Source organism: Streptomyces sp. NBC_01214 (assembly GCF_026340975.1).
In the GTDB taxonomy this organism is placed as follows: Bacteria; Actinomycetota; Actinomycetes; order Streptomycetales; family Streptomycetaceae; genus Streptomyces.
In genome coordinates this window covers 3437392-3449276 of the sequence record NZ_JAPEOS010000001.1, presented here as the reverse complement: position 1 = coordinate 3449276, position 11885 = coordinate 3437392, and the positions used below count along the sequence as shown (strand labels likewise).

The following is an 11885-nucleotide window of genomic DNA, read 5'->3' as shown; positions in this document are numbered from 1 at the left end:
CCCCGGGCGTTGGCGGCGCTTACGATGCCGGTATGGATCAGCAGGCGAGGGGCGCGATGAAGCCGCTCGGGCTGCGTTCCCACCTCCTGCTGGTCCTGGCCGTGCTGGTGGGCCTCGTGGGCATGCACGGCCTGGGGCCGGGCGCCGTTCCGGTTTCCGCCGCCGCACCCGGGTGCGCGGCCTCCCACGGGACGGCCCTCGCGCACGGCACGCCTGCCGCCGACGAGCACGCGATGCAGCACGGCGGCGCTTCCGCGCGGGCCGATGAGCCGGCCGGTGACGGAAGCGGCGGGCACACCCAGCACGCGGATGCGACCTGCGCCGCCGCGGGCACGGCGGGCGCGCCCGTCCTGCCCTCCCCGGCCGCCGCCCCGAGCGGCGTCGCGGCCGTGCCGGTCCTCGGTACCGGGATCAGCATGGGCGGTGCGGTCGGCGGACGCGCGCCACCGTCACTGAGCGAATTGCAACTCCTGCGCATATAGGGCGGCCCGAGCACTCGGACCGTTCCCTCCCCCGGCACGCCCCGACGCGCGCGTGCCCTCACCGCAGGAGCAGCACCATGACCAGCAAGCGTTCCCTGATCCGCCGTGCCACGGCCGTGGCCGCGGCCGCCACCGCCGCACTCGTCCTCGCCGCCTGCGGCGGCAACGGCGACGGCGCCGGCTCGGCCCACGACGGACACGGCTCCTCCGCCTCGCCGTCCACCCCTGCCCCGGCACGGCAGGGCGACCACAACGCCGCCGACGCGGCCTTCGCCCGGGGGATGATCCCCCACCACCGGCAGGCCGTCGAGATGGCCGACCTCGCCGCGGCCCGCGCGGAGTCCGCAGAGGTGAAGAAGCTCGCGGAGGAGGTCAAGAAGGCCCAGGATCCGGAGATCAAGACCCTCTCCGGCTGGCTGGCCTCCTGGGGCGAGAAGGTCCCGGCCACGGACGAGGGCCACGGCGGACACACCATGTCCGGCATGATGACCGCCGAGGAGATGAAGCAGCTCGCGGCCGCCTCCGGCAAGGCGTTCGACACGGCCTTCCTCCGGATGATGGTCGAGCACCACGAGGGCGCCGTCGCCATGTCCGAGACCGAGCAGGCCGAAGGCACGTACCGGCCCGCCAAGGACATGGCCGCAGCGATCATCACCTCCCAGAGCGCGGAGATCGCCCGGATGAAGACCCTCCTCGGCACGAGCTGACCGGCACCGGCCGGCGGGGGCGGGCAGTCGACCTCGGCTGCCCGCTCCCTGCTGCTGAGCGCGTGCGCCCACGCCTCGCGGTTTTCAGGGCGGCGGATGGTCCTCGGGCGGGGACCGGTACGACTCGGGGCGCGGCTCCATCCGGACCACCACGTCCGCGAGCCGCCCGCAGAGCTGCTTGATCTCCTCGTACGTCCGGTCGCGTTCGGTGATGACGGCCGCGAGCAGGAGGGCCGTCAGTGCGGTCGTGCCGTTGAAGGCCTGGAGCGTCACCATGGTGGCGAAGACGTCGTCGCCGACGAACGGGCCCCGGTCACCGGCGGCCGCCAGGACCGCCAGCGTCACCACGGCGAGCGCGCACGGCGCCGCGCCGGCCAGCCGGAAGCGGAAGGCCGCCCAGATCAGGAACGGCGAGACGAGGAAGAGCAGGTTCGAGTCGCGCGAGCGCGTCGCCAGCAGCGTGACGAAGAGCGTGCCGAGGGCCAGCGCCACCGCTTCGAACCACCGGCCGGGGCCGGCCCCCGATAGCCACCAGGCCTTGCGCAGCACGAGCAGGAAGGGGGTGACGACGAGGATCCCCATCGCGTCACCGGCCCACCACACCGACCACGTGGGCCAGAAGTCGCCGGCGTCCAGTGCTCCGGAGAGGACCAGTACCCCGGTACCGATGGTCGAACTGATCGACATCCCGGCGAGCGCGCCGAGGAAGACCAGGGCCAGTACGTCCCGCAGGCGGTCCAGCTCGTTCCTGAACCCGGCCCTGCGCAGCATCAGGCAGGCGCAGACCGGCGCGAGGGTGTTGCCCGCGGTGATGACCAGTACGGAGAGCAGCGAGGGCCCGAGGAACACATTGGCCAGGAACGCGCCCAGCGCGATGCCCGGCCAGACCCGGAGCCCCATCATGAGCAGCGCGGCCAGCGCGACGCCGGTCGGCGGCCACAGGGGGGTGACCTGGTCCCGGACCAGCTGCTGGAGGAGCCCGATCCGTGCGGCCGCGTAGTAGACGGCGGCGACGGCCAGGATGCGCAGCGCGGTGGACCCGAAGCGACCCATCTCCGCGCTGCTCACGACAGCAGTCTGCGCTCAGATCGCGCCACCGGCGACCCCAGCTGTCCCCGTGGCCCCGTCGGTCAGCCCGGCTCCTGGGGGCCGTCGTAGCGGACGACGAGGACCGCGGCGTCGTCGCGGTGTCCCGTCAGGTCGGCCACTTTGACGACGGCGGAGGCCAGCACGTCGGGATCGGCGTCGAACCCCGCCCGCACCAGTCTGACCACCTCGGCCAGACCGGACTCCATCGGGTAGTGCGGGCCCTCCACCACTCCGTCGGTGAGCAGTACGAGCACTCCGGCCTCCGTCAGACGCCGGTGCGTCACCGGGTAGCGCTCGCCCGACAGGATGCCGAGCGGCGGCCCACCGCGGTCGAGCGCGATGCCGTGACCGCCTCCGGCCGTGGCCCAGACCATCGGGACGTGGCCGGCCCTGGAGACCGTCAGATCGCGGGTGACCGGGTCGAAGCGGAGGAAGCAGCACGTCGCGAAGAGGCCGCGCCCCATGGCGATCAGCAGATCGTTGGCGCGGCCCAGTACCTCCCGGGTGTCGCTCGTCGTCTGCGCGAGGGCGCGCAGGCTGGTGCGCACCTGTCCCATGAAGGCGATGGCCTCCACGTCATGCCCCTGCACGTCACCGACCGTGAGCCCCAGCGACCCGTCGTGCATGACGAAGGCGTCGTACCAGTCTCCGCCCACCTCCAGGCCGCCCCGAGAGGGCGCGTACCTGGCGGCCAGACGCAGCCCGGGCAGCTGCGGCAGCCCGGGTGGGAGCATGTGGCGCTGTAGGGCCACGGCCAGTTCGACCCTGGCCCGCTGGTACTCGATCCGGTCCAGGGCCTGATCGACGAGCTGCCCGAGAGCGACCAGGAGTTCTTGCACGTTGTCGGGCGGCTCGGGACGGTGTCCGCGCATCACGGGCTCCTGGCTCTCCCCCGGCCTCCTCACCTCACCCTAGGCGCTGGCCCCGCATGCCTCCACAGCGGTGGAGCGCGGTGAAACAGCAGGCCGAAGGCGGGTGCCGGGCCCCGGGGGGGCGCACACGGTGGTCTCAGGGCGGGCTCAGGGCCCGATCTCGAACTCGGGGGCCTCGAGGCCCTTCAGGCATGCGGTCTTCGGCGCCGCCGGGTCGTCGAAGAACGAGACGGTGATCTCCTGGGCGCACTTCGAGGTGGCGAACACGACGTGCGGCTCGTACGGGACCGTGACGACCTTGGCCTTGCCCAGCGTGCTGGCGACGTACGGCCCGTTGTCCGCCCCGGTCTGGGCGTCGAACCCGCCCGACAGGGCGAGGGTCGGGATGTCACCGCGCGTGACGTCCCGGACCGAGGGCGACGCCGCAGGGACGTTCCAGGCGTCGCAGTCCGGGTGGAGGAAGGTGAGCTGCGGGGCCTGGGCCTGTACCGAGCTCGGGAAGGACGGGAACGTCGCCCGTCCGCCCCGGAGCGCCGCCTGCTCGCTCTCGTACGGTGTCCACTGGCTGCAAAAAACGCCGTAGGCGAGGCCGTGCGCGGTCCTGCCGATGGCCTGGGGGCTGAGCTTGCCGCCCGCCCACTGCTGGGCGATCCGCTGCGGCTTGCCGTGCGCCAGCTCGTCGAGCGCGGCGGGCACCTGGGGCGCCACGTGGGTGGCGGAGGTCATCCAGTTGACCAGGGCTCCGCCGTCGAGGACGACCTTCACCGGCTTGTCGCTGCCGGGGAGGGTGACGGTGGTGGTGACCGGCTTGGCTTCGAGTTCGCGCACCAGCCGGTCGAAGGTGGCCGACAGGTTCGGATAGCGCTTGTTGCACGCCGGCTGGTCCGCGCAGGCCTTGAACAGGCCGTCGAAGCCCTGCCGGGCGCTGCTCCAGGTCGCTGCCGACCCGGACTTCGACGGCGGCAGTATGCCGTCGATGCCCACCGAGCGGAGCCCCTCGGGGTGCAGCCTCATGTAGGCCAGTGCCAGGTGGGTGCCGTAGGAGATGCCGAACAGGTTCCACTTCTCGATGCCCAGCGCCTTGCGCAGGTCCTCGTAGTCGGCGGCGCTCTCGGTGTCGTTGTAGGCGCTGAGGTCGATGCCGCGGCCCGCCAGTCGGTCGCGGCAGGCCTTCGTGGCCTCGACGTGCAGGCGTTCGGTGGACGGGGCGTCGTAGACGAGGCCGACGGAGCGTGCGTTGAACTCGTCGATGTTGGGGCAGAGGAGGTTCGGCTCGGCCGAGTACGTACCGCGCTGGGACATGAAGATCACGTCTCGGTCGCGGTTCAGGCCGCCGTCGATCGCCATCTTCGCCTCCCCCACGGCGTCGTCACCGGGTCCGCCCGCGAGCCACACGATGGGGTCGGGTTTCGGCTCGTCGGTCGCGGCGGGGACGATCGCGACACCGAGCTCGATCGTTTTGCCGGTCGGGGCGGCTCGGTTCTCGGGGACGGTGAGCGTTCCGCAGCGGGCCTCGTCGAGCGCTTCGATCGGTTCCGGCGTCTTCGGGCAGGGGCCCGGTTCGAAGCGGGCGTCGCCCACCGTCCGGGCGACCGTGCCGATCGGCTCGTCGGGGCCGGCGCTGGCGTCGGTACGGGACTGCGCCGGAGCGGGCGCTGCGAGCAGGCCGGAGACGAGGAGACCGGTCACCATGCCGGCCGACGTCGTCAGGAGCCGTCGAGCGGTGCGGCGCCGACGGGGTGCTGGGTGAGATGCCATCTGCCCTCCCGGTCATTTCGGGATGATCGTGAACGGTTCGGGCTCCAGGCCGTCCACGCAGCTGGTGTCGGGGGCGGTCGGGCGAGCGAGGAACGAGGCCAGGACGCGTTGCGCACAGGGCGACTGCGGGACCACCCAGTGGCCGATCCCGGGGATCTGTACGGCGGTCGAGCGGGACAGGTCGCGGGCCACGCCCTTCGCCCAACTCGCCCCGGTCTTCGCGTCGAACGTGCCGGAGACGAGGAGCGCGGGCACCGAACTGACCGTGGCCACCCGCTGGACGGACGCGCGGTCCGCAACGTTCCAGACCCGGCACACCGGGTACTGGAAGGGAAGTTGCGGCACCTGGGCCAAGACCGTGTCCGGCCACCCGGGGAAGGCCTTGCGCCCCGCCTTCAGCACGTCGGGTTCCGAGGACCCCGGCGCCCACTCGCTGCACGCCACCGATTCCGTCAGGCCGTGCGCGAACGCGCCGACGTTCTGGACCGATCCGGCCGCGCGGGCCCGTGCGAATCGCTCCGGGTTTCCGCGGCTGAGCTCGTCGAGCGCCGCCGGGAGGTCCTTGGGTCGGGGAGCGGAGGCGACGATCAGGTTCAGCAGCGCGCCCCCGTCGAGGACGACCTTGACCGGCTTCCCTCCGCCCGGCGGCGGGACGTTCAGCGTCAGGGGGTGCGCCTCCAACTTGCGCACCTGCTCCGTCAGCATGCGGGGGAGGTCCGGGTACCGGCTCTTGCAGGCGGGCTGCGCCGCGCACGCCGCGAAGACGTGGTCGATCCCCTCGGCGGCGCTGCTCCATCCCCACGGCAAGGTCGCGCTCTGGGGAGGTGTGACCGAGTCGATCGCCACGGCGCGGATTCCCTCGGGGTGCAGGCGCAGGTAGGTCAGGGCCAGGTCGCTGCCGTAGGAGTACCCGTAGACGTTCCACCGGGGGACGTGCAGCGCCTTGCGCAGGTCGGCGAAGTCGGCGGCGTTCTCGGTGGTGTTGTAGGCGCTCAGGTCGACGCCGTCGGCCGTCAGGCGGTCGCGGCACTCCTTCACGGCCTTCAGCATGAGCCGTTCCGCCTGCTTCGCGTCGTAGCCCAGGCCCACGGCACGGGCGTTGAAGCGGTCGATCTCAGGGCAGGCGAGGTTCGGCTGGTCGTAGAGGTTGCCGCGCTGGGCCATGACGATCAGTTCGCGGCCCTTGTTCAGGCCGGACTCGACGAGGAACGGAATGTCGTCGAACGTATCGCCACCGGGGCCGCCCGCCATGAACACCACGGGGTCCTGGGCCGGGGTGGCCGGTTCGGCAGCCGGAATGACCGCCGCGGCGAGCTTGATGGTCCGGCCGCCTGGGCGGGAGCGGTTCTCGGGAACCTCGAGGTACCCGCACCGTGCGTCGGCGAGCGCGGCGATCGGCTCGGGCGGCTTCGGGCAAGGGCCGGGCACGAACCGGGACGGGGCCGGCGAACCGGTCCGAGTGGTGGACTGGGCGGGTGGTGACGGCGTGCTGCTCGGTATGGGGCCGAACGCTGCCAGGGAGACCAGAGCGGCCGCGGCGGTCACCGCGTGGATGGCGTGCTGTGGCATGGGTTCTCGTTCCTCTGCCGAACATCGGCGGCGGCCCCGCCGGGCCCGGGCGCGGCAGTGGTGTGGACGGAACGCTCGCTCTCGACGCTACCGGGTGGACCGTACGCGCGCACGCGGAGCGATCGGCAGCCCGCGCAGCGGCGGGCGGGCGGCGGCGGGGCGGGCGGCGGATGGCGGGCGGCGGGCGCCTAGCCGAGGGACCCGCCGATGGGCTGCTCCGTCCAGATGGTCTTGCCGGTGCCGGTGAACCGGCAGCCCCATCGGTCGGTGAGCTGGGCCACGAGGAACAGGCCCCGGCCGCCCTCGTCCGTTTCCCGTGCACGACGCAGGCGCGGCTGGGTGCTGCTGGGGTCGGACACCTCGCAGACGAGCACCCGGTCGCGGATCAGCCGGAGCCCGACCGGTCCCCCTGCGTAGCGGATCGCGTTCGTGACGAGCTCGCTGGCGACGAGTTCGGTCACGAAGCCCAGTTCGTCCAGCTGCCACTCGGACAGCTGGCCCACCACCAGCTCACGGGCGTGCGCGACGAGCGAGAGGTCGGCTTCGAGTTCCCACTCGGCGACCTGGTCGGGCGGGAGCGCGTGGATGCGGGCGAGCAGCAAGGCGGCGTCGTCGACGGACTCTTGGGGCCGCACCCCGTCGAACACTGCCCGACTGAGTTCGTCGAGCGGCAGCCCCGGGTCGGCTCCGGCGAACGAGCCCCTCAGTCTCTCCATCCCCTCCTCGATGTCGCCGCCCCGGCTCTCCACGAGTCCGTCCGTGAAGAACGCGAGCATGCTGCCGGGCCGCACGTCGAACTCCGTCACCTCGAACGGCACTCCGCCCACCCCCAACGGCGGCCCCGGCGTCACACCGAGGAAGACCGGTTCCCCGTCCGGCGGCAGGAGGACCGGCGGCGGATGTCCGGCGGCGGCAGTGGCGCACTGCCCCGTCACCGGGTCGTAGACCGCGTACAGGCACGTCGCTCCCAGCACCGCCGGCTCCGAGCGCTCCGAGCGCCCCGCATGCTCCGCGTGGGATTCGCTGGTCATCTGCTCCTCGGAGAAACCGAGCACCAGGTCGTCGAGGTGCGTGAGCAGCTCGCCCGGATCCAGGTCGAGGTCGGCGAGGGTCTGCACCGCGGTCCGCAGGCGCGCCATGGCCGCGGTGGCGTCGAGGCCGTGGCCGACGACGTCCCCGACGACGAACGCGACGCGCAACGACGGCAGGGGGATCACGTCGAACCAGTCTCCGCCGACTCCCGAGCCGCCGCCCGCCGGCTGGTAGACGCCCACCGTTTCGGCGGCGGCGGAGTCCAGGGCCGAGCGCGGCAGCAGGCTCCGCTGCAGGGTCACCACCGACCGGTGTTCCTTGGTGTAGCGGCGCGCGTTGTCCACGCCGAGTGCGGCCCTGGACACGACGTCCTTCAGCAGTGCGGCGTCCTCCTCGCCGAACGCGGAAGGCAACTGACTGCGCCAGACCGTGACGCAACCGAGGATCAGGCCGCGTGCGTAGAGCGGCATGGCTACGGAGGAGTGCGCTCCGCTGGGGACGAACAACGGTAGGGCCGTCGGATTCACGCCGAGCTCGGCTTGCAGGACGGCGACGTTCGGCACCAGCACGGGCAGCCCCTCCATGAGGGGGCGCATCAACGTGCTGTCCGTCACCGGAGGAAGCGTCTCTCCCACCGCCAGCAGGTCCTCGGCGGATATCTCCGGGCTCTGCGCGGCGGAGGTCCGGCGCAGGCGGACGTCGCCGCTGGTGTGGAAGTGCGGGGGCTCGTCGCCCACCAGCACGTTCTCGGCGATGTCCACGGTCGCCAGGTCGGCGAAGTCCGGGACGAGCAGATTCACCAGGGTCTCGGCCAGCTCTATCACGTCCAGGGAGGTGCCGATGCCCGCGGCGGCGGCTTGGGCGAGCCCCGTCCGGCGTCTTCGCGCATCGCGCTCGGCCGCCTCCTCCGCCGTTTCCGCCGGGGCGACCAGGACGAGCCACTGCGTGGCGGCGCCCGCACCGCCCGGAGCGTGAGCCGCGAGCCGGACGACCGTGCAGGCCAGCGGGACCTTTTGGCCGGTGTGATCGCCACCCGGAACGGTCATCAGGTGCCCGACCGGTCCCGTATCCGCTCCGGTGCGCGGCACCATCCCCAGCAAGGGCGCGCAGGTCTGGCCCGGTGGGCATTCCAACAGCGTCGCGGCCCCCTGCGAACGGGCGATGACCACGCCTGCGTCATCCAAGACGACCGCTGCCGTGCCGCTGACGGAGCCCGGGGCCGGCCCCGGGCCGCGATGCTCCGGTTCACGCATGTCGCCTCCACGCACCGTGACCTTCAGTATCGTCCCCGGGCGGGGCCCCGGCGACCCGCAGCACCGCGACCGCAGCACCACCGGTGTCCGGCACCTGCGGCCCGGAAGGGACAGGGGTCCCTTCCGGGCCGCCGTGTCAGGACGGGAGCCAGGACCGCCAGGTGGCCTCGTTCCGTTCCGCCCAGCGGGCCGCCGCTTGCTGCGGAGACAGCTTCTCCTCGGCGATCATCAGTGCGACGTCGTTCTGCATCTCGGTCGTCCACCGGAACTTCTTCAGGAAGGCCGCGGCGTCGCCCCCGTCGGCCGCGAAGCGGGCGTTGAGGAACTTCTGCAGCGGCGTGTGCGGGTAGGCACAGGCCACCTTCTGCGGGTCGGCGTCGCAGCCCTCCTTGTACTCGGGCAGCGCCACCTCGGTCATCGGGACCTTCTCGAACAGCCACTGGGGCTTGTACCAGTAGCTGAGGAACGGCTTCTTCTCCTTGGCGAACTGCTTGATCTGCGTGATCTGCGCCGCCTCAGAGCCCGCGAACACGACCTGGTAGTCGAGGTCCAGGTTCTTCACGAGGGCCTTGTCGTTCGTCACGTAGGACGGGGAGCCGTCCAGCAACTGGCCCTTGCCGCCGCTTTCCGCGGTGCGGAACTGGTCGGCGTACTTGTTGAGGTTCTTCCAGTCGGTGACGTCCGGGTGTTCCTCGGCGAAGTACGTCGGCACGAACCAGCCGATGTGGCCGGTCACTCCGAGGTCGCCGCCCCGCTCGATGGTCCCCTTGTCGTCGATGTACCGCTTCTCCTGCTCGGGGTGGCCCCAGTCCTCCAGGATGGCGTCCACCCGGCCCTGGCTGAGCGCGTCCCAGGCGGGTACCTCGTCGATCTGGACGGTGTCCACCCGGTAGCCGAGTTCGTGCTCCAGCAGGTACTGGGCCACGGCGACATTGGCCTGCGCGCCCACCCACGACTGCACGGACAGCGTCACCGTGCGGGAGCCCTTCGCGTCGGCGTACGGGGAGGCCTGGCGGGTCATGTCGGCGGCGCCGCAGCCCGTGAGGGCCGTCAGTGCGAGGGCGGCGGCCGCTGCGAGTGCGGCGGAGCGTGTGGTGCGAGCCATGTCAGGCCCCCTTTCCGGCGGGGTCACGGCGACCGGTCGGCTGGGTGACGCGGTCGAGCATCAGGCCGAGGCAGACGATCGCCGCGCCGGCGACCAGGCCGGTCGCCAGGTCGCCCTGAGCGAGGCCGAAGACGGCGTCGTAGCCGAGCGCACCGCCGCCCACGAGGCCGCCGATGACGACGACGGCGAGGACGAGCACCACGCCCTGGTTGACGGCCAGCAGCAGCGCGGGCCGGGCCAGCGGCAGTTGGACCTGGAGCAGTTGCTGCCGCCCGGTCGCGCCCATCGAGCGCGCGGACTCCAGCGCGGCCGGGTCCACCGCGCGCAAGCCCTGGGTCGTGATCCGCACCACCGCGGGCAGCGCGTAGACCACGGCGGCCGCGGCGGCCGGGGCGCGGCCCACGCCGAAGAGGGCGACGACGGGGATCAGGTAGACGAACTGCGGCATCGTCTGGAAGACGTCGAGCACCGGACGCAGCGCGCGCCCCAGACGGCTGCTGCGGGCCGCGGCGACGCCGAGGGCGAAGCCGATCAGCAGGGTCACGGCAACGGCGGCCAGGACTTGGGACAGGGTGTCGAGCGCCGGGTCCCAGACGCCGAGGACACCGATTGCGGCCATCGCCAGGACGGCGGTCGCAGCGGTGCGCCAGGTGCCGATGAGCAGGGCGAGTACGCCGACGGTCAGCAGGACCGTCCACCAGGGCAGCCACTGCAGTCCGTCGCGCAGGGGATTGAGGACCCCTGTGGTGAAGTGCCCCGCCCAGTCCGCGGTGCCGCCGATGAGGGGCACGCCGGAGTAGAGGTGGGCGGTCATCCAGTCGACCGCTTCGTTGACGGGCCCGGCGATGTCCACCGTCCACGCGTCGGGCCAGGAGAGCCGGTCGAGCAGGCGGGCTCCGACGGCGACGGCGACGGTCACCGCCGCGGCGACGGCCCAGCGGATCCCGGACCGGTCGGCCGGGGCCTGGCCGATCCGCTCCCCCGCGGCGGCGGTGACCCGGTCCAGGGCGATGGCGAGCAGCACGATCGGCACGCCCGCGGCGAGGGCGGCGCCGACGTCGACGGAGGCCAGGGCCTGGTAGACGCGGTCGCCGAGACCGCCCGCGCCGATGACGGACGCGATCACGGCCATTCCCAGTGCCATCATGATCGACTGGTTGACGCCGAGCAGCAGTTCCTTGCGGGCCAGCGGCAGCCGGGCCGTCAACAGCCGCTGTCTGCCGGTGGCGCCGAGGGAGGTGGCGGCCTCCACGACCCCGGCGTCCGCGTCGCGCAGGCCGAGCGCGGTGAGGCGGGCCATGGGCGGGGCCGCGTAGACGACGGTCGCGAGGACGGCCGCGGGCACGCCGATGCCGAAGACGAGGACGACGGGCAGGAGGTACGCGAAGGCCGGCAGCACCTGCATGGTGTCCAGTACGGGCCGCAGGATCCGGTGCATCCGGTCCGACAGGCCGGCGGCCAGCCCGAGGAGGCCTCCGAGCAGCACGGACGCGGCGACGGCGACCACCATCAGGGCGAGCGTCTGCATGGTGGGCACCCACATGCCGAGCAGTCCGCACACGGAGAAGGCGGCGAGGGAGGTCAGCGCGAGTCGGACTCCCGCCACCCGCCAGGCGAGCAGCGCGGCGGCGGCGGTGACGCCGGCCCAGCCGAGGGCGAGCAGCACCAGGTACACGGCGCGGACGGACAGGACCACGGCGTTGCTGACGTGCCCGAAGAAGTAGAGGAAGAGCGGGTGGCCGTCGCGGTTGTCGATGATCCAGTCACTGGTGCGCTCGAGCGGTCCTGACAGGTCGACGGAGAGCGCCGCGGGCCAGTTCCCGGCGCCCAGGAGGACGCAGCCGAGGACGAGCCCGAGCGCCGCGCAGACGCCGATGAGCCGACCGCGGTGGTGCGCGAGCGTGCGCAGCACTCCGGGTCCGTCGTCGGTGGGGGGTGTGGTGGTGGTCGTGGTCGTGGGGCGCGGCGGGGCGGGGGTGACGGTGGTGGTCATCGGTTCCACCGCCCGGTGTGGGCCG

The 11885-nt window shown here is 72.6% G+C and carries 9 protein-coding genes; 2 read left to right on the top strand and 7 right to left on the bottom strand.

Features of this window, described 5'->3' with window-relative positions; translation table 11 throughout:
* The first annotated feature begins 32 nt into the window (after nucleotides 1-32).
* Both OG594_RS16225 and OG594_RS16220 read left to right on the top strand, forming a co-directional pair.
* A complete protein-coding gene (locus OG594_RS16225; protein ID WP_266599454.1) occupies nucleotides 33-482 on the top strand; it encodes a DUF6153 family protein in 450 nt (149 codons plus the stop codon).
* Nucleotides 483-559: 77 nt separating this feature from the next.
* A complete protein-coding gene (locus tag OG594_RS16220; RefSeq protein WP_266599452.1) occupies nucleotides 560-1189 on the top strand; it encodes a DUF305 domain-containing protein in 630 nt (209 codons plus the stop codon).
* Nucleotides 1190-1273: 84 nt separating this feature from the next.
* Here the strand turns inward: OG594_RS16220 and OG594_RS16215 are convergent, their stop codons facing one another.
* From OG594_RS16215 to OG594_RS16185, 7 genes are all read right to left on the bottom strand, one after another.
* On the bottom strand, nucleotides 1274-2257 hold the full coding sequence (locus OG594_RS16215; RefSeq protein ID WP_266599450.1) for an MASE1 domain-containing protein: 984 nt from the start codon (nucleotides 2255-2257) through the stop codon (nucleotides 1274-1276).
* A 62-nt stretch (nucleotides 2258-2319) separates the two neighbouring features.
* The gene (locus tag OG594_RS16210) at nucleotides 2320-3150 is read right to left on the bottom strand and encodes a PP2C family protein-serine/threonine phosphatase (protein ID WP_266599448.1); all 831 of its coding nucleotides are present in this window, start codon (nucleotides 3148-3150) and stop codon (nucleotides 2320-2322) included.
* 147 nt (nucleotides 3151-3297) lie between these two features.
* Entirely contained in the window at nucleotides 3298-4842 is a 1545-nt protein-coding gene (locus OG594_RS16205) for an alpha/beta fold hydrolase (protein WP_266602934.1), read from the bottom strand.
* Between the two features lie 78 nt (nucleotides 4843-4920).
* A complete protein-coding gene (locus OG594_RS16200) occupies nucleotides 4921-6477 on the bottom strand; it encodes an alpha/beta fold hydrolase (RefSeq protein WP_266599446.1) in 1557 nt (518 codons plus the stop codon).
* Nucleotides 6478-6665: 188 nt separating this feature from the next.
* A complete protein-coding gene (locus tag OG594_RS16195) occupies nucleotides 6666-8762 on the bottom strand; it encodes an ATP-binding SpoIIE family protein phosphatase (RefSeq protein WP_266599444.1) in 2097 nt (698 codons plus the stop codon).
* A gap of 136 nt (nucleotides 8763-8898) precedes the next feature.
* Nucleotides 8899-9867: an ABC transporter substrate-binding protein gene (locus tag OG594_RS16190; RefSeq protein ID WP_266599442.1), complete on the bottom strand. Its 969-nt coding sequence runs from the start codon at nucleotides 9865-9867 to the stop codon at nucleotides 8899-8901.
* A 1-nt stretch (nucleotide 9868) separates the two neighbouring features.
* Complete coding sequence (locus OG594_RS16185; protein WP_266599441.1) at nucleotides 9869-11860, bottom strand: ABC transporter permease subunit; 1992 nt, start codon at nucleotides 11858-11860, stop codon at nucleotides 9869-9871.
* Nucleotides 11861-11885 lie beyond the last annotated feature (25 nt).